General features: G+C 45.6%; 18 protein-coding genes and 1 rRNA gene. 11 read left to right on the top strand and 8 right to left on the bottom strand.

Features of this window, described 5'->3' with window-relative positions; genetic code table 11:
• Positions 1–4: 4 nt before the first annotated feature.
• The 4 genes from rrf (at position 5) to FTU45_RS13685 (ending at position 5,033) form a co-directional block, all read left to right on the top strand.
• Positions 5–119: ribosomal RNA gene (rrf, locus tag FTU45_RS13700) — 5S ribosomal RNA — on the top strand.
• 136 nt (positions 120–255) lie between these two features.
• Positions 256–1,449, top strand: a complete 1,194-nt coding sequence (locus tag FTU45_RS13695) for an MFS transporter (RefSeq protein ID WP_005169091.1) — start codon at positions 256–258, stop codon at positions 1,447–1,449.
• Positions 1,450–1,673: 224 nt separating this feature from the next.
• Complete coding sequence (locus FTU45_RS13690; protein ID WP_005169087.1) at positions 1,674–4,085, top strand: YgiQ family radical SAM protein; 2,412 nt, start codon at positions 1,674–1,676, stop codon at positions 4,083–4,085.
• Positions 4,086–4,484: 399 nt separating this feature from the next.
• Positions 4,485–5,033, top strand: coding sequence for a DUF2726 domain-containing protein (locus FTU45_RS13685; RefSeq protein ID WP_180076588.1), 549 nt, complete (start codon positions 4,485–4,487; stop codon positions 5,031–5,033).
• 53 nt (positions 5,034–5,086) lie between these two features.
• Here the strand turns inward: FTU45_RS13685 and FTU45_RS13680 are convergent, their stop codons facing one another.
• The 6 genes from FTU45_RS13680 to mdtD all read right to left on the bottom strand — a co-directional run bounded on the left by FTU45_RS13680 (position 5,087) and on the right by mdtD (position 11,355).
• Positions 5,087–5,443, bottom strand: a complete 357-nt coding sequence (locus FTU45_RS13680) for a RidA family protein (RefSeq protein WP_180076587.1) — start codon at positions 5,441–5,443, stop codon at positions 5,087–5,089.
• A 1-nt stretch (position 5,444) separates the two neighbouring features.
• Positions 5,445–6,743 (bottom strand): shikimate transporter, encoded by a 1,299-nt coding sequence (shiA, locus tag FTU45_RS13675; RefSeq protein WP_180076586.1) that lies wholly within the window; start codon positions 6,741–6,743, stop codon positions 5,445–5,447.
• 222 nt (positions 6,744–6,965) lie between these two features.
• Entirely contained in the window at positions 6,966–8,021 is a 1,056-nt protein-coding gene (gene dinB / locus FTU45_RS13670; protein ID WP_180076585.1) for a DNA polymerase IV, read from the bottom strand.
• Between the two features lie 20 nt (positions 8,022–8,041).
• On the bottom strand, positions 8,042–9,058 hold the full coding sequence (locus FTU45_RS13665) for an MBL fold metallo-hydrolase (RefSeq protein ID WP_180076584.1): 1,017 nt from the start codon (positions 9,056–9,058) through the stop codon (positions 8,042–8,044).
• Positions 9,059–9,116: 58 nt separating this feature from the next.
• Positions 9,117–9,896 (bottom strand): GH25 family lysozyme, encoded by a 780-nt coding sequence (locus FTU45_RS13660; protein WP_180076583.1) that lies wholly within the window; start codon positions 9,894–9,896, stop codon positions 9,117–9,119.
• A 67-nt stretch (positions 9,897–9,963) separates the two neighbouring features.
• A complete protein-coding gene (mdtD, locus tag FTU45_RS13655; RefSeq protein ID WP_180076582.1) occupies positions 9,964–11,355 on the bottom strand; it encodes a multidrug transporter subunit MdtD in 1,392 nt (463 codons plus the stop codon).
• 335 nt (positions 11,356–11,690) lie between these two features.
• Here mdtD and FTU45_RS13650 point away from each other — a divergent pair, with 335 nt between their 5' ends.
• Positions 11,691–12,665 (top strand): hypothetical protein, encoded by a 975-nt coding sequence (locus FTU45_RS13650; RefSeq protein WP_074383680.1) that lies wholly within the window; start codon positions 11,691–11,693, stop codon positions 12,663–12,665.
• A 60-nt stretch (positions 12,666–12,725) separates the two neighbouring features.
• On the opposite strand, the gene FTU45_RS13645 is transcribed toward FTU45_RS13650, so the two are convergent.
• The gene (locus FTU45_RS13645; RefSeq protein ID WP_074383679.1) at positions 12,726–13,346 is read right to left on the bottom strand and encodes a TIGR00730 family Rossman fold protein; all 621 of its coding nucleotides are present in this window, start codon (positions 13,344–13,346) and stop codon (positions 12,726–12,728) included.
• 331 nt (positions 13,347–13,677) lie between these two features.
• On the opposite strand from FTU45_RS13645, the gene FTU45_RS13640 reads away from it, so the two are divergent.
• The 6 genes from FTU45_RS13640 (at position 13,678) to FTU45_RS13615 (ending at position 22,162) form a co-directional block, all read left to right on the top strand.
• Complete coding sequence (locus FTU45_RS13640) at positions 13,678–15,255, top strand: TerC family protein (protein ID WP_180076581.1); 1,578 nt, start codon at positions 13,678–13,680, stop codon at positions 15,253–15,255.
• 73 nt (positions 15,256–15,328) lie between these two features.
• The gene (locus FTU45_RS13635; protein ID WP_159516353.1) at positions 15,329–15,793 is read left to right on the top strand and encodes a YchJ family protein; all 465 of its coding nucleotides are present in this window, start codon (positions 15,329–15,331) and stop codon (positions 15,791–15,793) included.
• 61 nt (positions 15,794–15,854) lie between these two features.
• Entirely contained in the window at positions 15,855–16,499 is a 645-nt protein-coding gene (locus tag FTU45_RS13630) for a trimeric intracellular cation channel family protein (RefSeq protein WP_005108433.1), read from the top strand.
• Positions 16,500–16,629: 130 nt separating this feature from the next.
• Entirely contained in the window at positions 16,630–17,949 is a 1,320-nt protein-coding gene (locus FTU45_RS13625; protein ID WP_005108434.1) for an MFS transporter, read from the top strand.
• A 165-nt stretch (positions 17,950–18,114) separates the two neighbouring features.
• Entirely contained in the window at positions 18,115–20,334 is a 2,220-nt protein-coding gene (gene parC / locus FTU45_RS13620; RefSeq protein WP_180076580.1) for a DNA topoisomerase IV subunit A, read from the top strand.
• A gap of 151 nt (positions 20,335–20,485) precedes the next feature.
• Positions 20,486–22,162, top strand: coding sequence for an AMP-binding protein (locus FTU45_RS13615; protein WP_180076579.1), 1,677 nt, complete (start codon positions 20,486–20,488; stop codon positions 22,160–22,162).
• Positions 22,163–22,212: 50 nt separating this feature from the next.
• On the opposite strand, the gene FTU45_RS13610 is transcribed toward FTU45_RS13615, so the two are convergent.
• Positions 22,213–22,593 carry a hypothetical protein gene (locus FTU45_RS13610; protein WP_074383676.1) on the bottom strand — a complete coding sequence of 127 codons (381 nt, stop codon included), beginning with the start codon at positions 22,591–22,593 and terminating at the stop codon, positions 22,213–22,215.
• Positions 22,594–22,755: the final 162 nt, after the last annotated feature.

Here is a 22,755-nt window from a genome sequence, read left to right as displayed (position 1 = left end):
TTGTGCTGGCGACAATAGCAAGAGTGAACCACCTGATCCCTTCCCGAACTCAGAAGTGAAACCTCTTTGCGCTGATGGTAGTGTGGGGTTACCCATGTGAGAGTAAGTCATCGCCAGCTCATTATTCAAAACACCCCCTGCTTATGCAGGGGGTGTTTTTTTGTGCGTGAAGAAAGGCTTAGGTGGTCACTCAGATGAAATCTCCACAGAAAAAATGAGCGAAAGGTGTATACTGGATCTATCTAAGGAGCGGATATGTCCTCAAATTCATCTTCTAGCCATATTGAATATGGTACTACCGCATTTAAAGCAGTACTTTTTTCCTTATTTCTTGCCGGCTTTGCCATTTTCTCATCTTTGTATTGCCTACAGCCGATGATGCCCATTTTGGCAGATTATTTTCAGGTCAGTCCGACTCAAAGTAGTTTTCCCTTATCACTTTCTACTCTTGCCTTAGCCATTGGTTTGCTATTTACCGGACTGATTTCAGACCGTTTCGGACGTAAACCGGTGATGGTCTGCTCCCTGGCATTGATTGCAATTTTGTTAATGCTCAGTTCGATACTATCTCTTTGGTCGGTATTCTTATTGATTCGGATCTTGATTGGTCTCTGTGTCAGTGGTGTGGCGGCAGTCGCCATGACTTATATCGGGGAAGAAATTGCCGAAAAAGATATCGGTTTCGCCATGGGCTTATATATTTCTGGCACGGCAATTGGCGGTATGGGAGGGCGTTTGATTGCCGGAGTTCTAGTTGATTTTATCTCTTGGCAATCTGCTACTCTGATAATTGGTATTTTAAATATCTGTATTGCAGGATTATTTTATTATCTATTGCCGGCATCGCAACATTTTAAGGCTTATCCGATCAAGTTTAATCGATTCAAAAACTCATTCAGGCATAATCTGGCCGATCCGAAACTTCGGATTTTATTTCTGCAAGGTTTTATCCTGATGGGCTGTTTTGTCTCGATATTTAACTATCTCAGCTATCGTTTGCTTCAGGCACCTTTTGAATTATCACAGGCCTGGATTGGTTTAATCTCGGTGACATATTTGGCTGGTATTTATAGCTCCCCCCGAGCGGCACATTGGGGTCGGCATTATGGTAAATTCAAGACATTGGTCGTCATGATGCTGATGATGCTCCTTGGATTAACACTCATGCTGCTCAACCAGTTGGCTCTGGTCTTTATCGGATTACTAATCTTCACTTTTTCATTTTTTGCCGCGCACTCTACTGCAAGTAGCTGGGTGTCGATCCAGTCGCTACAATATCGGGCAGTCGGTTCTTCGCTATATTTATTCTGTTATTACCTCGGTTCCAGTGTGTTGGGCAGTTCGAGTGGACTGGTCTGGGAAAATTATGGTTGGAGTGGATTAACTGCATTTATTGCGCTACTGTTGTTGAGTGGTCTGGCATTCAGTTTCAAGCTCCGCTCAGATTAGAACATCGTATTTAGATTTTTCTCTATAAAATAAACCCTGTGCATTTATCTTGCGGATCATTTTGCTTTCAATTCTGATGATGCCCAAGTTTTGATTCGCTTAGTTCCTGATTTTGTATAAATTATAATCAAGCAAGCTGGGTCTAATTCATGGTAAAATGATCGGCTTTCATCTTTGATCTTATTTTAGATCTCCTATCATCTGCCAGCCGAGAATTGCTAGCCATGTCTACTGCTTATACCATGCAGACTGCGCCAAAAGCGTTGTTTGATTACGACAAATATTGGGCGTCTTGTTTTGACCCTGCGCCTTTTTTGCCGATGTCACGCGAGGAAATGGATCAACTCGGCTGGGACAGCTGTGACTTTATTCTGGTCTGTGGCGATGCCTATATTGATCACCCGTCTTTCTGTTCAGGTATTATTGGCCGGGTATTAGAAGCCCAAGGCTTTCGTGTCGGTATTATTGCGCAGCCAGACTGGACCAACGTGGATGCGTTCCGTGTATTGGGTAAACCGAATATTGCTTGGGGGGTAACGGCAGGGAACATGGATTCCATGATCAACCGTTATACCGCCGACCGTAAAATCCGCTCGGATGATGCCTATTCCCCAGATAATCAGCCAAATAAACGTCCAGACCGTGCAGCAACTGTATATTGTCAGCGTGTCCGTGAAGCATATCCAGATGTGCCTGTATTATTAGGTGGAATTGAAGCTTCTCTGCGTCGTATTGCACATTATGATTACTGGTCAGATAAAGTCCGTCGTTCAGTGTTGATGGACTCAAAAGCCGATCTTTTGATGTACGGCAATGGCGAACGCTCAATTACCGAAATTATGCATCGTCTGGCGCGTGGCGAAAAAATTCACGAGATTACCGATGTTCGCGGTACTGCGTTCATTGTCAATAAACATAACCGTGCATCGAAAGCAAAGTTTGTCGAAATTGCCTCGAATGATGTTGATGCGATTGGCCGAGTCGATCCAATCATTAACCCTTATGTGATGACTGAAGATCTGGAAGGTTGTGAAATTGAAAAAGACAAAGATAGTCTGACTCAATATCAAGGTTTCCAGAAAGAGCCTGTCGCCAATCCGATTGTGCGGGCCGGCGATGAGCTAGATCCTGATACGCAAATCGTGCAATTACAACCCGCTTCAAAAGCAATTAAACATAAATTACCACCGCGTGAACTGGCCGTAATTCGCTTGCCTGCATTTGAAGAAGTGGCTGCAGATCCGGTGCTTTATGCCCATGCCAACCGAATTTTGCATTTAGAAACCAATCCGGGCAATGCCCGTGCCATGGTACAAAAGCATGGTGAACGTGATGTCTGGCTAAATGCGCCACCAATTCCGTTGACCACGGAAGAAATGGACTATGTGTTTGACCTGCCTTATGCACGTTTGCCACATCCTGCTTATGGTGAAGCGCGTTTTCCAGCGTTTGACATGATCAAGTTCTCTGTGAACATCATGCGTGGCTGTTTTGGTGGCTGTACCTTCTGTTCGATTACAGAACATGAGGGTCGTATTATCCAGAACCGTTCTGAAGAGTCAATTCTGCGTGAAGTGGAAAAAATCCGTGATACGGCGCCGGGCTTTACCGGGATTATTTCAGACCTAGGTGGCCCGACAGCCAACATGTACCGTCTGGCTTGTAAAGATCCAGAGATTGAAAAGAACTGCCGTAAACCGTCGTGTGTCTTCCCGGGGGTATGTCAGAACCTGCATACCGATCATGCACCATTGACCCAGTTATACCGTAAAGCACGTTCTTTACCGGGTATTAAGAAGATCTTGATTGGTTCTGGTTTACGTTATGACTTAGCGGTTTTAAACCCTGAATATGTCAAAGAATTGGTAACCCATCACGTCGGTGGTTATTTAAAAATTGCACCGGAACATACCGAAAAAGGCCCACTCAATAAAATGATGAAGCCGGGAATCGGAACCTATGATCGTTTCAAACAGATGTTTGAACGTTATAGTAAGGAAGCCGGCAAGGAACAGTATCTGATTCCTTATTTCATCGCAGCGCATCCGGGGACTACCGATTACGACATGATGAATCTTGCGATTTGGTTGAAGAAGAACGGTTTCCGTGCTGACCAAGTACAGACCTTTTATCCATCACCGATGGCAACGGCTACCACCATGTATTACACCGGTAAAAACCCGCTTGCCAAAGTGGCACGTTATACTGAGCAAGTAGATATTGTCAAAGGTGATAAACGTCGTCGTCTGCACAAAGCTTTCTTGCGTTACCATGATTCAAACAACTGGCCGTTGTTGCGTGAAGCTCTGAGAGAAATGGGTCGTCAGGATTTGATTGGTAACTCCAAACAGCATTTGATTCCGACTTATCAGCCTGCTGGCAGTGCAGAAGGTCAATACCAGTCTGCGCGCAAGAAAAACTCGACAGTGGCGGGTGATTCGCAGAAACGTACCGGTGAGCAGGGAAATCGTGGCAAGGCTGCACAAGCTCAGTCCCGTCCTTCAAATACCAAGAAGCGTCCTGAGCGTGGTCAAATCCTGACCCAGCACACAGGCCTACCGCCGCGTGAAACAGGGGATGCCAAAAAACCATTTGGTGGATCAAAGCCGAAAGCAAAGCCTAAATCACGTGCATAATTGAGTTAATAGAAAAGACACTTCGGTGTCTTTTTTTAGCACTTAGGTAAAGTAACGTAGCTTGAAACGAGGACTGAAAAATGTAAAAGAATGTATTATTTACATTAAGTCTGGCTTAAAAGTGATATAAAAATAACACTTTATCGGAATTGTTCTACAGTTGGGCAGATTTGTATTGCGATCAATTCTAGGGATGTTTTAGAGTGCATTATCAGTTCCTTAAATCCACTTTCATTGACATAGGGAAAGATGTCATTTTAGGTAACGCAGAATCAGGTTTTGATACCGGTTGTATGGGTATCTAAGCAGATTAGTTGTAAGACCTATTTAAAATAAAGTGTGAGTTTATACTGCACCACAATAAAACAAAAATGATGATAAGAATGCAAGGATTGAGGCATGACCACCTATATTATGATTGGGAGTTTCCTGCTCTTCTGTGTCGTGCTCATGGCATGGAAAACGCTCGGAAATAATTCCAAACCACAAGACAGCGCGTTAAAGCAGCGTGCTATTTTTAACCTGAATGAGCAATTGACCTTCACGCGCTTGAAGGAAGTATTACCTGAATATATTGTTTTGGCCCATGTGTCCTATGATGCCTTAATGACCACCAAATTTAACCGGACGCGACATAAATATCGCAACCTGACTGCAGATTTTGTGATTATGGATCAACAGCATCAGATTATAGCCATTGTGGCTGTGGATGATCCTTTAATCTTGAAGCGTCCACAGCAGACTGGTTTTCAGGATGCCTTGTTGAGTATGGCCGGTTATCGGGTGATTCGCTACGATGATGTGCCGGAATATTACCAGTTGCGGCAAGATTTTCTGCAGGAGCAAGCGCAAATGAAGAAAATGCCCAAATATACGGTCAGCAATGATCTGAAAAAGTATTATATATATTCAGATTTAGAGCGCAGTAAAATCAAAGCAGTAGGTTAAAATAAAAAAGCATGCCATGAGCATGCTTTTTTATGCATATCGATTTTGCCACATTATTCTGGTTTGACGGCCACGACTGTCATTTCAACCAAAACCCGTGGATCATAGAGTTTTGCTTCTACACAGGTCCGAGGCAGCGCTTCGATATCAGCGACCCAGGCATCCCAGACTTCATTAAAAGCCGCATAGTCACGCTCAATATCCTTGAGATAAATAGTGACCGACATGATGTGACTTTTGTCTGTGCCGGCATCTGCCAGAAACTGGTCAATAATATCTAAAGTCTGTTGGGTTTGACCTTTGATATCCAGCTCAACATCTGTGGCCAGCTGGCCGGCAAGATGCACCAGATTACCGGCAATGGCAATTTCCGAAAAGCGTTTCGAGATATGTAAGCGTTCCACTGTCATATTATTCATCCTGAGTTTTGGGCATCAGGGCTGCGACCAATGCAGTCAGCAGACAACCCACCGCCAGATAGATGGCTACATAATGCCATGAACCATCCGCCCAAATCACCAGTGCTGCTGCAATAAATGGGGTAAAACCACCACCAATGATACTCGCCACCTGATAGCCAACTCCGGCACCGCTGTAGCGGTATTCTGTGCCAAACAGTGAGGTGAAAATCGGTTGATGGACACTAACTACCATATCGTGTGCGACGTTCGCCAGTAAAATTGCGCCAACAATAATCATCCAGGTGTTTTGTGCATCGAGCGCCATAAAGAATGGGAAGGCTGAGAGTGCACCAATCAAACCGCCCCAGACGCACATTTTCTGATGATTAAATTTATCTGCCAGCCAGGCAAAAAATGGAATACTGAAACAGCTGATTGCCCCGACCATCAGGGTGATATTCAGGAAGAACTGTTTGTCCATGCCCAGATTGCTAGTCGAATAGTTCAGGGCAAAGTTGGTAACCAGATACATGGTCAGCAACTCTGTCAAGCGTAAGGCAATAATATAAAAGAAAGCTTTTGGATGTTTGCTAATCGCCTGCAAGATCGGCAGCTTTTCTGGTTGATGGTCTGCTTTCACCACCTTTTCTACAAATTCTTGTGATTCATCCTGATCACGGCGAATCCACATGGCAATGCCGATCAACACGATACTGGCTAAAAAGGGAATACGCCATGCCCACTCGGCAAAGGCTTCTTCACCCAGTGTCGCAAGAATAAGTGATACTGCACCGGTCGCCAGAACCAGACCAACGCCGTAGCCGACCTGAACCCCACTGCTGTAAAAGGCTTTTTTTCCTTTTGGCGCATTTTCTACGGCCATGAGGGCTGCACCGCCCCATTCACCACCCACGGCAAAGCCTTGCAAGGCTCGACAAAACACCAGCAGTACCGGTGCCCACCAGCCAATCGCTTCAAAATTTGGCAGCAGGCCAATCCCGACCGTGGAAATTCCCATCAGGATTACAGTGAGTACCAGCATTTTTTTGCGGCCGAGCTTGTCACCAAAGTGACCAAATACCACACCGCCTAAAGGACGAAACAGGAAGCCGACCCCAAAGGTGGCTAGTGCCGCCAGGGTGCCCATGTTCTCGCCAATACTGGGGAAAAACTGATCTTTAAAAATTAAGGCTGCAACAATGCCGTAAAGGAGAAAATCATACCAATCGACAACAGCACCAACAAAACTAGATAGCGCAGCTTTACGTGCGCGTTGTTCTTGAATAACAGAAGAATTTACAGAAGACATGCAGGAGGGGATTCCATGAGTTACATCAGAGTTGCCCTGTAATATTCGGATTTGATCGTCACGCTAATCACAGGACAGCATGCTGAAAGTAAAGGTGATTTTCAGCATCTCAGCACATACATGGATAATGCATTGCGCAGATAGAGTACTCTAAAAAATCAAAATATAAAAATAAAGTTGCTGTATTTTTAAACTGATGTTCAAAACATGAACAAAAGTCGTTTAGAGCAGTAATAATTGGGTTTCAGTCTCGGGGGCGCTGAGTTGATAGACGCCGACACCGATCAGCCGGAATTGCATCTGCGGCGCGATATGCAGATCATCCAATAGTAAGTCCAAGGCTTGTGCTAATTCTTGCGGACTGCGCAAGAGCTGCTTAAAACTTTTACTGTGTTGCATCACCTGAAAATTCTTGAGCTTTAATTTGACCGTCACGCCGCGAGCCGAAAGTTGTTTTTTTTGCAAGCTTTGCCACAGTTGTGCAACTAAAGCTTCCCAATAAGAATGGCACTGATTTAAATAAAGATCATCATCAAAGGTGGTCTCTTTGGAAATCTGCTGACGTTCCCGTTCTACTTCGACTGGTCGTTCATCAATGCCTTGCGCATATAAAAACAGCCGCCGGCCATATTTGCCAAAATGCTGAATCAGTAAGGCTTCATCAATTTGCTGTAAATCGCCTAAGGTGTTCAGGTTCAGGCTTTTCAGTTTTTCCTGGGTGACTTTACCGACACCGGGAATTTTTTTTAGCGGCAAATTCTGAATAAACTGTTGTACCTGTGAAGGTTTAATTACACAGATGCCATTCGGTTTGTGCCAGTCCGAGGCAATTTTGGCCAGAAATTTATTCGGTGCCACGCCGGCAGAAGCAGTCAGTCCAGTCACTTGAACAATATCCTCCCGAATCCGCATGGCGACCTCGGTAGCACTCGGAATCTGTTGTAAATTTTCTGTGACATCCAGAAAGGCTTCATCTAGCGATAAAGGCTCAATCAGGGCGGCATATTGCTGGAAGATGTGATGGATCTGAGCAGAGACCTGACGGTATTTGGCAAAGTCCGGCTCAATTACGATGACCTGTGGACAGAGCTTGCGTGCCTGTCCCATCGACATGGCAGAACGTAGACCATATTCGCGTGCCGGATAGGAGGCAGCCGCAACCACCGCCCGGGGATGATGCGAGGCAATCACCACAGGCAGGTGTCTGAGTTCTGGACGTTCACGCAGCTCGACCGAGGCATAAAACGCATCCATATCGATATGAATAATTTTGCGCATAGCCGCTATCTTAAGGGGCTTTAATCGGATTGGGAAGCGACGGCTGAGTTGAGTAAATAGGGTTGCGGTCCGCTGAGCAGAACGACTTTTGTTCCTTGTGCCTCGGCGGCCTGAATCAGAAGATTCAAACTTTTTGGCGTGTCATCGGCAAGACGGGGTAAAAATTGTAGCGGCTGGCTTAAAGGCTGGAAAAAATCATCCCAATGTATCGGGATGACCACTTTGGGTTTGAGCGTTTGCAGGGTTTCAGCCAGATAGTGCCGCTGATAGTCATTGGATTGTCTGGAGAGCTGGGCAATACCCAAAAATAACGTATCGACCTGCAGGTTTTTAAATTGATCCGGGATAAATCCGGTACTGGCCTTGACCAGAATCTTGTGTCCTGAATGCTCAATCAGGTAATCAAAACTGCCGCCTTCCTTAAATTCGGAAAATTTGGCCGGCAGGGCTAAAGGTTGGAATAACTCTTCGCCTAGGTCATCATTTACCGCTGTGGCTGGCGTATGTTGTGAAGGAATTGCGGTTACTTGAAATTTGTTGACGTGCTGTATTTGCCTAGGCGTGACGGAGTGTAACTGCTGCGGACTTACTTTGGGATTTGCCCGGGCGATATTCAGGCTAGTGGGTGAACCGATGACAGCGGTTTCAGGAAGCATTTCCAGTATAGCCGGTAGATCCAGAACATGATCATAATGCGAGTGACTGACCAGAATGGCTTTGGCCCGGTGCAGTTCATGCTCTTGAATTAGCTGCCTTAATAGCACGCTATCACTCTGAATTGGACCGCTAAGCACTTGCGACAACGACGGCCGGCTAAAGAAACCATCTATCAGGATCTGATCCTGACCATCATCCAGCAACAGGGTGGAAACACCGAAAAATTTAACGTTTAGTCCAGAACGAGAGGAACTGCTTTGCGGCTGCCAGTTCTGAAAGTCACTGAGCTTGCCTGAAGGTTGCAGTAGATAAGCCAGCGCACCCGCTATGAGCAGCAGAACAATCACCAGACTGAGTAAAATACCTTTAATCCATTTCAAGATTTTTATTTCCTTATTTTTCTACTTTTATAAAGCGCTTGTTTTCAAGCGATCGATTTTATTTGGCCTGATGAGTAGATGATGGTACTGCAATTGCATTCATTTTCAGAAAATCCAGCCACTGCTGTTCTGAGCCATAGAACACATTCAGATCCACAGTTGTACTAATGCCGGGAATTTTACCCTGATTGCTATGTTGCCAGAAGGTCCATTTGGGCTGGTTGTTTAAATCGGGCAGACCCTTATACTCGCGTACCCAGAGTGGCACGTCGGGAAAATGTCCTGTCAGTACAATATTATAAAAAGCTTTAGAAATATAGAAAATCGGCTGTTTGCCATAATGCTTTTGCAGGACATCGTGCATGATCTGGATTTCGCTTAAAAGCTGCTCTTTAGAATAGGTATTGATACATTTGCTGTCATATTCCAGATCAATCACTGGCGGTAAGGCATCCGGTTTATTGGGAACAGCGTCAATAAAGTTCTGTGCCTGAATGCTGCCATCGCGGCAGAGGCGGTAGAAATGATAGGCACCGACCAAAAAGCCATGTTCACGCGCTTTCAACCAATTTTCCTGAAATTTGGTATCTTTGAAGTCGCCGCCTTCAGTGGCTTTCAGATAGACAAAACGGTATTTTTCCGGCGAAATCTGCTGCCATTGAATTTCTTTTTGATGATGTGATACATCGAAACCCTGGATCGGATAATCTGCTGCATGCGCAGAAGGGGCTTTAATCAGGCAAAGATAAATCATGGCGATAATCATCACGGCGATCAGAATGCCAAGCCCGATGAAAAGCGGCTGTTTGAATCTGTTCAGAGCCAGATTTTTTTGCATTTTCAGTTCTTACCTGTATCTAAACCTGAGCTTAAAGGCTGCATTCGCCTGGCGTTAATATATCGTATTAAACAGGGGTGTTTTTAGGAATATGCCAGAAAATATAAGCCGCAATAATATTGATACAGCCTAAACAGATCAGTGACACATGAAAAGCAGCCACCAGATTGTCAGCGCCGTAATAGGCGCTCAGCATGTTGACCAGGGTGCCTGCCAGCGCCACCCCGATACTCATTGACAGCATCATGATCATCGACAGGAAACTGTTGCCGCTACTGGCATCCTGCTGGCTTAAGTCCTTTAAAGTCAGGGTATTCATCGATACAAATTGTAGGGAATTTAAAATGCCGAAGATAAAGAAATGAATTGCACGCAGCCAGATCGGGGTGTCCGCCGTGGTCAGGGCAAAACTGGCAATACATAAACCCACCAATAAGGTATTGACCAGCAAAACCCGACGATAACCAAAACGCTGAATGATTTTTCGGATAATCGGTTTAGACGCCAGAGAGCCGAGTACGATTGGAATCATCAATAGACCGGTAATAAAGGGCTCAAAACCAAAGGCGACTTGCAACATAAGGGGGAGTAAAAATGGAATCGAGTTACCGCCAAGACGGGCAAAAAAATTCCCCAGAATGCCAATCGCATAAATTTTATTTTTAAAGAGCCGACTGCGGAACAGGGCATTGCTATGCGTATGCGAATGATAGGCATACATCAGGGCCGCCAAGATTCCGGCCAGAATCAGACTCAGACTCCACCACAGCGAATTTTGTGGACTGGCAAAATTTTCAATTCCCAGACAGAGTCCCACCATGGCCACAACCAGCAAGACAAAGCCCCAATAATCAAAGCGAGCGACCAGCGGTTCAATGACATTCGGCATGGCCTTAAAAGTAATCAGCGCTCCCAGTAAGCCAATCGGCAGATTGATCAGGAAAATCCATTGCCAGGACAGATATTCCACCATCCAGCCCCCAAGAGTTGGACCAATCAGGGGGCCAATCAGGCCGGCCAGACTCATTAGGCTCATGGCAGCCAGAAACTGGGTACGGGGAATGATCTTGAGCATGGCCAAACGGCCGACGGGGAGCAGTAAGGCGCCACCCATTCCTTGCAAGATCCGATAAGCCAGTAATTCATTCAGACTATCTGACCAGGCACAGCCCAAAGAGGCCAAAGAGAAAATAATAATTGCAGCAAAATAGATATTTCTGACGCCGAAACGGTCTGCCAGCCAGCCACTCAAGGGAATACAGGCTGCCACAGACAAGACATAAGCCACCACAACACTGTGCATGCGTAAAGGATCGGCCTGTAGGTTATGTGCAATCGCGGGCAGAGCTGTATTAATAATGGTGGTATCCAGCCCCTGCATAAAAAATCCGATCGATACCAACAAGACCAGCAGTCTGAATTCGGGATCTAAGGCTTGATGCGTAGGCGTGGCATTCATAATTCTGGAAAACTGAAAATTTTGAATAGTTTAAAGGAAGATTAAGGCACAGGTGTAGTGAATACGTGTGAACTTTTTTGCAAGATATAAATCAGTTATAAGTGTAAAACTCATAACAAAGTGAGTATTTATCAGATCGGAGCTCCATAGCTGTAAAGAGCGATAAAAATAAAATTAAAGCAGTACTTTTTTGTTTATAAACAGCTTTCTCTGTCAATTTCATCTTCATCAAATGAAAATATGACAAAATTGTCATGAAAATGAAATAAAACCGTCATAATCTTGGGCCAACTTTTCAGCAATGCTGAAATCTCCTCGCGTATAGGTTTGTTTTTATGACAATCGAGATTTTGATGGTGATCGGCTTCTGTTTAGCCGCCTATTCTATTGTCGGAAATGATGTGCCTCAAACCTTAGGGACATTTATTTCTTCGAATGCACATCGTCCCTGGTGGGTGTTGTGGATTTATATCAGCTCAATTCTAATTGTCGTACTGACCTATGGCTGGTATGTCTCTGGAGTCGGTGATGCCTCATATGGTCGTCTAGAAACCATTCCTTTCCCTGAAGGAGGGATTACCTGGCTGTATATTGTGCCGCCTATTCTCCTGTTAATACTGACCAGATACGGGATTCCGGTCAGTACGACCTTCCTGGTACTGACGATCTTCTCTCCTGCCAGCCTGGGCTCGATGATGGTCAAATCAATGATGGGCTACGCCGTGGCCTTTATCGTGGCGATTGTCATCTATCGTTTTGTGGTCAAGCAGCTGGCACGCCATTTTGCCAAGACACGTCATCAGGAGCACTCCAAGGTCTGGATGGGCTTGCAGTGGGTCTCTACCGGTTTCCTGTGGAGCCAATGGCTGATTCAGGATCTGGCCAATATCTTCGTGTATGTACCACGTCAGGTGCCGTTTGAATTCCTGATGTTTGCGATTATGGTATTCGTGGTCTTGCTGGGCGTGATTCTGTATCAACGTGGCGGGGCGATCCAGAACATTGTCGACACCAAAACTGGTGTCACCGATATTCGTGCTGCCACGATTATCGACTTCCTGTATGCCATTATCCTGTTGATCTTCAAAGAGTGGAGCAATATTCCAATGAGTACTACTTGGGTGTTCCTGGGCTTACTCGCAGGTCGTGAATTTGCCATGTCGATGATTCTGGATGAAGTCAACAAACATCGGACTTCACGTAATGTCAGTGCAGATGCGATGAAACTGATGTTCGGTCTGGCCATGTCTGTGATTCTGGCGACCACATTGCCGATGTTCTATGATTTTGTGACGAATTATGGTCAATAACTAGCAGCCATAATCCATAAAAAAAGCGAGCCCAGTGCTCGCTTTTTTACTTTGAATGCTTTAAACCACAAATCTTTGTGGATGGCCCAAATTGGTTAATGAGCTATAAATTTCATTTTCATCTTCGCAAACAATTAGTTTGGCGCGATGCTGGGGAGGCAAAAACCCATCTTCAACGGCACGGTCCAGCTGCATAATCAAGGCATCATAAAAACCGTTAACGTTATATAGCATCATGGGTTTCTGGTGCTGGTTCAGCTGGCCCCAGGTGGCAATTTCCAGAATTTCCTCAAAGGTACCCAGACCGCCCGGCAAGGCTACAAAGGCACAGGCCCGATCCGCCATCATGGCTTTGCGTTGATGCATGCTGGTCACCACATGTAATTCGGTCAGCTGGTTATGGGCAATTTCATAGTCCAGCATAAACTCGGGAATCACCCCAACGGCTTCACCACCATGCTGGATCATGGCATCCGCGACCTGTCCCATCAGGCCAATACTGGCGCCACCATAGACCAGCCCGAAACCATGTTCTGCCAGTCCTTGCGAGAGTTGAATCGCCTTTTCTAAATAAATCGGTTTGTTGCCGGCACGTGAACCACAATAGAGAGCCACTAAAGGGCGTGTTGTTTTTGGGGAGTTGTCTTTAAAATAATCTGTCATTTGAATTACGCTTTGCATTTCTTTTCTTCACCTTATCATTTTTCTTTCTGGTGACTCTAGCTTAATTAATAAATATGACAATTCTGTGAGCAGGTACCATTTCACCATAAACAGGCAAGCGAAATTCATCGACAAACAGCCATGAAAACAGGTGAATTTAGATTTGATCTTGATATACTGAAAATTGGTTTCACAACAATAGAACGAAAATGGGTAGTGGTCGTTGGCCGTGTAACGCTATAAATCGCCATCAAATAATTGATATTATTCAATATCAAAAATATTATGCTGTTTCATTTCAGCCTCAGTTCATTCAGTACAGCAGTCCTGAGTTTCAGGAGCCAAGCGTATGATCTTTGAATGGATGTCGGACCCTTCAGCCTGGGTCGGTTTACTCACGTTAATTGTTCTTGAGATTGTACTCGGGATCGACAATCTGGTTTTTATTGCCATTTTGGCGGAGAAACTGCCACCAGAACAACGTAATGCCGCGCGGATTGTGGGCTTAATGCTGGCCCTGGTGATGCGTTTGATCTTGCTGGCTTCGATTGCCTGGGTGGTCACTCTTACTGATCCACTGTTCCATATATTTGATCATGCTTTCTCGGGCCGGGATCTGATTCTATTGTTTGGTGGGGTATTCCTGCTGTTCAAAGGCACCATGGAACTGCATGAGCGTCTGGAAGCCAAACCTGTCATTAAAGAAGAAAATCCGGTACATGCGGTATTCTGGATGGTCATTGTCCAGATTGTGGTCCTGGATGCGGTATTCTCGCTCGACAGCGTGATTACTGCGGTGGGCATGGTCAAAGACCTGTCCGTGATGATGATTGCCGTGATTATTGCCATCGGGATTATGCTGTGGGCATCCAAAGCCTTGATGGATTTCGTCAATAAGCATCCGACCGTGGTGATTCTGTGTCTTGGCTTCCTGATGATGATCGGTTTCTCGCTGGTGGTAGAAGGCTTTGGTTTCCATATTCCGAAAGGTTATCTGTATGCTGCAATTGGCTTCTCGGTGATTGTCGAATTTATTAACCAGACCATGAAACGCAATCAGGAAAAAATGGTGACCACCACGGATATGCGTTACCGAACTGCTTCTGCAGTGATGCGGATGCTCGGTGGTAAACCTGCTCAGGACAATGATTCTTCGGAGCCGGAAGATGTTCTGGCAACCCGTGCCTTTGCCGATGAAGTCTTTAATGATGACAACGGCATCTATCACAGTGTCATGGTGCAGGGAGTTTTGGGTCTGTCTGAACGTCCGGTAAAATCGGTGATGACGCCGCGTCCCGAACTGGAATGGATCGATCTGGACAATGATGCCGACAGCATCAAAGCACAATTGTTGCAGATGAGCCACTCGCGTCTGATCATCGCTCGCGGCGAACTGGACAATATTGCCGGTGTGGTGCTGACCCATAAAGTCCTGAATGAATATATTGAAACTGGGGTGCTGGACTTTGAAAAGCATTTACGTGAGCCAGTCATCGTGCATGAAAATGCTCAGGTACTGATGGTGATGGATCAATTGCGTCAAGCACCCTTACAGATGGCAATTGTGCTGAATGAATATGGCTCAATTGAAGGGATTGCCACGCCGATTGATATTCTTGAAGCGATTGCCGGTGAATTTCCAGATGAAGATGAGCTGCAAGTGGCAGCAGAAAGTCTGGATGATGGCAGCCTGATTCTGGACGGTTCCACCGATATTCGTCACGTTTCCTTGCTGCTGGATCGTGATCTGGTCAATGAAACTGAAGAATATTCGACCTTATCTGGCTATGTGTTATTCCATATGGCACGTTTACCGCACAGCGGTGAAAAGTTTGAAGCAGACGGGCATATCTTTGAGGTGGTGACCATGGACGGTCATAAGATTGATAAAGTGCATATCATTCCGCAGCTTCCTGCGCAGGACTAAATTATAGTCAGCGTTGGGTTGGTAAAGTTTGCTAAAATAGCCCGCATTGTCGGGCTATTTTTATGGAACTGAAATGTCAGAAGCATGTCCATGCGGACAAGGTGAATATCATAGCTGCTGTCAGCTCTTACATACTGGACAACAGGTCGCAGAGACTGCGCAGCAACTGATGCGTTCCCGTTATAGTGCCTTTGCCAAGCATGAAATCGATTACATCAAAACCACGACTGCGCTGGGTCAGCAGCAGGCACTGGATTTGCAAGCCATTAGCGATTGGAGCAAAGCCAATCAGTGGTTAAAGCTTGAGATTATTCAAGCCAATGAAAAATTAGATAAAAATCATGCCTTAGTCGAGTTTAAGGCGTATTTTCATGCTGGCAAGCAGGCACACGTGCATCATGAAGCTTCGCATTTTGTAAAATTTGAAGGCCACTGGTATTTTCTGGACCCGACCACGGAGCAGAAACTCAGCATGAAACAGGTTTGCATTTGTGGCTCGGGGAAAAAATTTAAGCAATGTTGTGCGGGATTTTTATAACTTTCACATAGATTTAGCTTAGAATAAGCGCCATCTCAAAGCCTCAGGTGGAAGCAGGGCGATGTTACTGACCGTCATCTATATTATTGCAATTACCGCTGAAGCGATGACCGGGGCACTGTCCGCTGGCCGGCGCAGCATGGACTGGTTTGGTGTCATGATCATTGCCTGTGTTACGGCATTGGGTGGTGGTTCGGTCCGTGATGTTCTGCTGGGACATTATCCTTTAACCTGGGTCAAACACCCCGAATATCTGGTGCTGACCTGTTGCGCTGCTTTCGTCACCATCCTGATTGCAAAATGGATGCGCCAGTTACGTAATGTCTTCCTGGTACTGGATGCCTTGGGTCTGATTGGTTTTACCATTATTGGCTGCCAGATTGCTCTGGAAATGGGACATGGTTTTGTGGTGAGTGCCGTTGCAGGTGTCTTGACCGGTGTATCCGGCGGGATCTTGCGTGACATCCTATGTAATGATGTACCTTTGGTTTTCCGTCGTGAACTGTATGCCAGTATTGCTTTTGTTTCAGTGATCTTTTACTGGCTCTGTAGCCATTACGGCTTGTCGCAGGACCTGACCATTCTTTCCACCCTGATTTTCGGCTTTAGCTTGCGTTTGATCGCCATCTATTTTGGACTGGAAATGCCAAAATTCATTTATAAAGAAGATGATGAACACTCGGCATCTTCCAAAGACGAATCCTGATTTGTAATCGTCATGAATGCGACTATAAAAAATAGCCGCATTCAGCTTAATTCATAGTATAAAAAATACAAAGCAGCCTACCTGTTGAGAAAGCAGCATCTCCCGTTCCACCTGATCAGAGATTTTTGTTATGGATTTAGTTTCTCGCATACAACGCTTACCGATTGGTCGGTTTCATTACACCTTGCTGGTGGTGATTGGACTCGGTTGGATGTTTGATGCCATGGATACCGGATTGATTTCCTTTATTCTGGCAAAAATGGCTGAAGACTGGCAGATGACTGCGGATCAAAAAAGCTGGGTAGTGTCGATTGGTTTTGTTGGTATGGCAATCGGTGCAATCTGTTCAGGTGGTCTGGCAGACCGTTTCGGCCGTAAAACCGTATTCGCTGTGACACTGGTGATTTATAGCTTGGCTACAGCGGCCTGCGCTTTTGCACCGAATTTGACCTGGTTGTTGGTGTTTCGTTTTATCGTCGGTTTAGGTCTGGGTGGACAGTTACCCGTGGCAGTGACGCTGGTCAGTGAATATATTCCTGCGCATGTGCGTGGCCGTTTTATCGTATTGCTGGAAAGCTTCTGGGGACTGGGCTGGTTGGTTGCGGCTCTGGTATCGCGCTTTGTCATTCCGGATTTTGGCTGGCAAACCGCTTTCCTGATCGGTGGTCTGCCTGCGCTATATGCGATTGTGATCTGGAAAATGGTGCCGGAATCTATTCCATTTCTGATTAACCGTGGCCGTGTAGAAGAAGCTTCGGCACTGGTGAAAAAGATTGAGCGTCAATGCGGCGTTGAAGTTTATGAAATCTTTGAAGTGAAGCCGGTCGCAGAGAAACAGTATATTTCATTTACCCAGTTGTGGTCGGGTATCTTTGCGCGTCGTACCCTCATGCTGTGGCTGATCTGGTTCGGTATTATATTTTCTTATTATGGCATCTTTACCTGGTTGCCAAGTTTGCTGGTCAAAGAAGGCTATAGCATCGTCCAGTCCTTTGAATACGTGCTGATTATGATTTTAGCGCAGTTGCCCGGTTATCTGGTGGCAGCATGGCTGGTCGAAAAGCTCGGTCGTAAACCGACCTTGGCAGGTTTCATCGGCATGTGTGCCATCTCGGCATATTTCTTTGGCCAGTCGGGCAGTGTCACCGAAATTGTGATCTGGGGCTGTCTGATGTCCTTCTTTAATCTGGGTGCCTGGGGCGTGCTTTATACCTATACACCAGAACAATATCCAACCAATATCCGTGCTTTTGGTTCAGGCTGGGCTGGCGCAGTAGGCCGAATTGGGGGCATCGCAGCACCTTTTGCTGTCACCCATCTGATGGGCATGCCAAATGGTTTCAGTTATGTCTTCACCATGTTTACTGCGGTTCTGGTTGCCGTTGCAATCGTGATTCTGGTTTTGGGTGAAGAAACCAAAGGCAAGACCCTTGAGTCGATGGGCTTATAAACTTGATGAATTTTTAGTTGCTTAGGGTCTATAAAGTGGATATTTTTAGGCCATAAGACACAAATTGTCGCGCTGAGGCATTTGATGCTCTTGTGTCATCCCCAGCCGCGACATAGCATAAGAAACATTGATACAAAAACGAATTATTTAGGACTATAGGTTGTTATGACAAGCCTTGCGCATCATGCGACAGAAAACCGCTCCGTAGCAGAATTTACCGAACAAGCTTATCTGAATTACGCCATGTACGTGATTATGGATCGGGCATTACCGCACATCAGTGATGGCCTGAAACCGGTACAGCGCCGTATTGTCTATGCCATGAGTGAGCTGGGCCTGAAATGGACCAGCAAACCAAAGAAATCTGCACGTACCGTCGGTGACGTACTGGGTAAATATCATCCGCATGGTGACTTGGCCTGTTATGAAGCCATGGTGCTGATGGCACAGCCGTTTAGCTATCGTTATCCGTTTATTGAAGGACAGGGCAACTGGGGCTCACCCGATGATCCGAAGTCTTTTGCCGCAATGCGTTATACCGAAGCCAAACTGTCTCAGTACAGTGAACTGTTACTGTCTGAACTGGGTCAGGGTACCTGTGACTGGCAGGACAACTTTGACGGTTCGATGAAAGAGCCGGTGAACTTGCCGGCACGTGTACCGAATATTCTCTTAAATGGTACAACGGGAATCGCCGTCGGTATGGCCACCGACATTCCGCCGCATAACCTGCGTGAAGTGATTAAAGGCACCATTGCCCTGATTCGTAACCCGAATCTGACCGATGAAAAAATCTCAGAATATATTCCTGCGCCGGACTTGCCGACCAAAGCAGAAATTATTACCCCACCTGCTGAACTGTTAAAAATTCAGGTCACAGGTCGTGGTAGTTATCGTATGCGCGCGGTCTATACCGTCGATAAAAATGAAATTGTGATTACCGAACTGCCATATCAGGTCTCAGGCTCCAAAATCATCACCCAGATTGCCGATCAGATGCAGGCCAAAAAACTGCCATTGGTCAGCGATGTGCGGGATGAGTCGGATCATGCCAATCCAACCCGTTTGGTGATTGTTCTGCGTTCCAACCGCATTGATGCCGAATCGGTGATGAGTCACTTGTTTGCTACGACCGATCTGGAATCCAGCTACCGCGTCAACATGAATATGATTGGTGCTGATGGCCGTCCACAGGTGAAATCGATTCGTCGCATTTTACTGGAATGGATCGAGATCCGTAAAACCACGGTGACCCGTCGTCTGCAATATCATCTGAACAAAATCGAAAAACGCCTGCATATTCTGGGGGGGCTGATCATTGCCTACTTGAGTATCGATGAAGTGATTCAGATTATTCGTGAACAAGATCAGCCCAAGCCCGTGTTAATGGAACGCTTTGGCATTGATGAGATTCAGGCCGAAGCCATTCTGGAGCTAAAATTGCGTCATTTGGCCAAGCTTGAAGAAATGGAAATGCGCCGTGAGCAGGACGAGCTGGAAGCGAAGGCTGCGGTGATTCGTGAACAGCTGGCCAATCCGGAATCTTTAAAAGCGCTGATCATCAATGAACTGAAAGATGATGCCAAGAAATTTGGCGATGATCGCCGTTCGCCACTGGTGCAACGTGCCGAAGCTGCTGCGATTAATGAAAATGAGATGCTGCCAGCCGATCCTGTGACTGTGATTTTGTCAGAAGCCGGCTGGATTCGCTGTGCCAAAGGCCATGATGTTGACGCTGAAAATCTGAATTTCCGTGCCGGTGATCAATATCTCAGTCATGCACAGGGCAAATCCAATCAGCGTGTCTATGTATTGGATGAATCGGGACGTAGTTATGCCTTGCCAATCAATAACCTGCCGTCGGCGCGTGGTCTGGGTGAACCTTTAAGTTCAAAATTATCACCTGTCAGCGGCATCGGTTTTAAACAGGTCTTTGTTGCAGAGGATGAGACGGAAGTCCTGGCGCTGAGTGACAAGGGTTATGGTTTTAAAACGCAGGCCAAACAGCTGGATACCAATGCCAAAGCAGGGAAGGCCTTCCTGAACTTATCCGATGGGGCGCAAGTCATGAGCCTGCAGCCACTTGAAGATGCCACGCATGTTGCACTGCTCAGTTCAGCAGGACGCCTGTTGATTGTCGATTTAGCAGAATTGCCTGTATTGAACAAAGGTAAAGGAAATAAATTGATACAACTTGAAGGTGGTGATCAAATTTTGTCCATGACAATATTGAAGCTTGATGAAATAATTCAAGTGCTTGCAGGACAACAGCAGTTAAAATTAAAAGGGGATGATTTGCAGAAATATATCGGCAAGCGCGGTGCAAAAGGACAGCTTTTACCACGCGGATATCAAAAAGCAAATAAACTGTTGATTCAAAGATAAGACTAGCATCCATCCTGTAAAATACGTTATATATGAACAACGATTCAACAAGATGGATGCAATATTGCACATATACAAGTCTAAAAATGGCGTGTGATATTGAAAAAAACAGTTGAAAACACTAAGGATTATGATTGGAGAGATGGGCATTATGGAAAAAATTTGGTTGGCTGAATACCAAAAGACAGGGATTCCGGAAACAGTAGAATTACCGGCAGAGCATACTTCTCTAGTCGATGTTTTTGAACGTAATTTCCAAAAATTTGGTTCGCGTGATGCCTTTATCTTTATGGATAAGGCCATGACTTTCAATGATCTGGAAGAGGCGAGCCGTAAGTTTGCAACGTATTTACAAAGCTTGGGGTTGGCAAAAGGTTCACGTGTGGCGGTGATGATGCCAAACGTTCTTCAGTATCCGGTCGTGGCACTTGGGGTTTTCCGCGCAGGGTTGGTACTGGTCAACGTCAATCCACTTTATACTTCGCGTGAACTTGAGCATCAACTTAATGACTCAGGTTCTGAAGTCCTGGTGATTATTGAGAACTTTGCCTCTGTTTACCAAGCGATTCTGGGTAAAACCCCGGTAAAACATGTGGTTATTGCTTCTGTAGGCGATATGCTGGGTGCTTTGAAAGGAACTCTGGTGAACTTTGTCTTGCGTTCTGTGCGTAAGCAGATTCCAGCTTGGGACATTCCAGGCCACGTGAAATTCAATACGGCATTAAATAAAATTAGCCCGAGCAATTACAAACGTCCTGAGTTGAGCCTGAGCGATACCGCGGTTCTACAATATACTGGTGGTACTACCGGCGTATCGAAAGGGGCTGAACTGACACATCGTAACCTGGTTGCGAACATGTTGCAGTGTGACGGGATCTTCCAGAGTAAGTTTGGTGCACAAGATGGCCAGCCAGATGACCGTATTTTCTGTGCCTTGCCGCTTTATCATATCTTTGCATTCATGGTGTGCGCACTTTATGGCATGTATAAAGGTCAGGCCAACGTCCTGATTCCGAATCCGCGTGATCTTCCTGCGGTGATGAAGGAACTACGTAAATACCAGCCGACTTTCTTCCCGGCAGTGAATACACTATTCAATGCGCTGGTGAACAATGAAGAGTTCAAACAGCTTGATCATAGCAAATTGAAAATGGCGATGGGCGGCGGTATGGCGGTACTTCCTTCTACAGCAGCAGCGTGGAAAAAGCTCACTGGAACCAATATTGTTGAAGGTTATGGCTTGTCTGAAACCTCTCCGGTTGCAACGGCAAACCCGCCTGCTTCTGAAGAATTCAGTGGCACCATCGGTATTCCATTGCCATTAACTGAAGTGGCGATTCTGGATGATGACGGCAATGAAGTTGCACTGGGTGAGCAAGGTGAAATTTCAATCCGTGGTCCTCAGGTCATGAAAGGCTACTGGAACCGCCCAGACGAAACTGAAAAAGTCATGGTTAATGGCTTCTTCCGTACTGGTGATATCGGTGTCATGGATTCACGTGGTTATGTGAAAATCGTAGACCGTAAAAAAGACATGATTTTAGTGTCTGGTTTTAACGTGTATCCATCTGAGATTGAAGAAGTTGTTGCAACCCATCCAAAAGTACTGGAAGTGGCTGCGATTGGTGTGCCAGATGAAAAATCTGGTGAAGTACCGAAACTGTTTGTTGTGAAAAAAGATCCGTCTTTGACCACAGAAGAAGTCTTGGCCTTCGCTAAAGAAAATCTGACCGGTTATAAACGTCCACGCTATGTGGAGTTTATGGACGAATTACCGAAATCGAACGTGGGTAAAATCCTGCGTAAAGATTTACGTAAAACAGCTTAAACTCGATATTAAAAAAAGCGCCTGATGGCGCTTTTTTTATTTGCAGGTTTTTATTTTTTCATGAGCCAGCGGTCAAAATAAGGACGTCCTACACCGACTACTCCCAGAAAAATAAACATGGTGCCAAATTGGCGGGTAAATCCTGTCTGGTTAAAGTTGCCATAACTCAGAATATTGTCGACCACACAATAGACCAAAATGGCTACCACCCAGTGCCAGATTGGCATGCGCTTGATGCCGACGGCATAAAAGGCAATCCATAAAATGGCAAAGCTAAAGATCGGCGACCAGATATTCATATTGGCACAAATCACGGCCATCAAAAAAGCCACAATCGGCAGCACGATTTTTAATACGCGATCCACTTGACGTTGATGCTGGCGCTGTTTATCAAGGACATCGAACATTTCATTTTGCTCAGGCGCGACCATAGTGAATCCTTCTTAAGTAATAAAAAACACTCTATTTAACCTGAGTTCGACATAAAAAATAAATAAAAAAAAGCCTTAGCATCTGTAATATCTTGGTTACGAAGACAAAACATTTCAGAGCAAGGCTTTTTCATGGACTATATTACCGAATTATTTTGTATC

This window comes from Acinetobacter sp. YH12106 (assembly GCF_013418995.1).
GTDB lineage: Bacteria > Pseudomonadota > Gammaproteobacteria > Pseudomonadales > Moraxellaceae > Acinetobacter > Acinetobacter pseudolwoffii.
Note: the sequence above shows the minus strand (reverse complement) of the source record. Positions and strands in the feature narration are given on the sequence as shown.

Excerpts from the sequence above, each read along its gene's own strand:
- FTU45_RS13695 (WP_005169091.1), top strand. The coding sequence starts at position 256 with ATGTCCTCAAATTCATCTTCTAGCCATATTGAATATGGTACTACCGCA.
- FTU45_RS13690 (WP_005169087.1), top strand. The coding sequence starts at position 1,674 with ATGTCTACTGCTTATACCATGCAGACTGCGCCAAAAGCGTTGTTTGAT.
- FTU45_RS13685 (WP_180076588.1), top strand. The coding sequence starts at position 4,485 with ATGACCACCTATATTATGATTGGGAGTTTCCTGCTCTTCTGTGTCGTG.
- FTU45_RS13680 (WP_180076587.1), bottom strand. The coding sequence starts at position 5,443 with ATGACAGTGGAACGCTTACATATCTCGAAACGCTTTTCGGAAATTGCC.
- shiA (WP_180076586.1), bottom strand. The coding sequence starts at position 6,743 with ATGTCTTCTGTAAATTCTTCTGTTATTCAAGAACAACGCGCACGTAAA.
- dinB (WP_180076585.1), bottom strand. The coding sequence starts at position 8,021 with ATGCGCAAAATTATTCATATCGATATGGATGCGTTTTATGCCTCGGTC.
- FTU45_RS13660 (WP_180076583.1), bottom strand. The coding sequence starts at position 9,896 with ATGCAAAAAAATCTGGCTCTGAACAGATTCAAACAGCCGCTTTTCATC.
- mdtD (WP_180076582.1), bottom strand. The coding sequence starts at position 11,355 with ATGAATGCCACGCCTACGCATCAAGCCTTAGATCCCGAATTCAGACTG.
- FTU45_RS13650 (WP_074383680.1), top strand. The coding sequence starts at position 11,691 with ATGACAATCGAGATTTTGATGGTGATCGGCTTCTGTTTAGCCGCCTAT.
- FTU45_RS13645 (WP_074383679.1), bottom strand. The coding sequence starts at position 13,346 with ATGCAAAGCGTAATTCAAATGACAGATTATTTTAAAGACAACTCCCCA.
- FTU45_RS13640 (WP_180076581.1), top strand. The coding sequence starts at position 13,678 with ATGATCTTTGAATGGATGTCGGACCCTTCAGCCTGGGTCGGTTTACTC.
- FTU45_RS13635 (WP_159516353.1), top strand. The coding sequence starts at position 15,329 with ATGTCAGAAGCATGTCCATGCGGACAAGGTGAATATCATAGCTGCTGT.
- FTU45_RS13630 (WP_005108433.1), top strand. The coding sequence starts at position 15,855 with ATGTTACTGACCGTCATCTATATTATTGCAATTACCGCTGAAGCGATG.
- FTU45_RS13625 (WP_005108434.1), top strand. The coding sequence starts at position 16,630 with ATGGATTTAGTTTCTCGCATACAACGCTTACCGATTGGTCGGTTTCAT.
- parC (WP_180076580.1), top strand. The coding sequence starts at position 18,115 with ATGACAAGCCTTGCGCATCATGCGACAGAAAACCGCTCCGTAGCAGAA.
- FTU45_RS13615 (WP_180076579.1), top strand. The coding sequence starts at position 20,486 with ATGGAAAAAATTTGGTTGGCTGAATACCAAAAGACAGGGATTCCGGAA.
- FTU45_RS13610 (WP_074383676.1), bottom strand. The coding sequence starts at position 22,593 with ATGGTCGCGCCTGAGCAAAATGAAATGTTCGATGTCCTTGATAAACAG.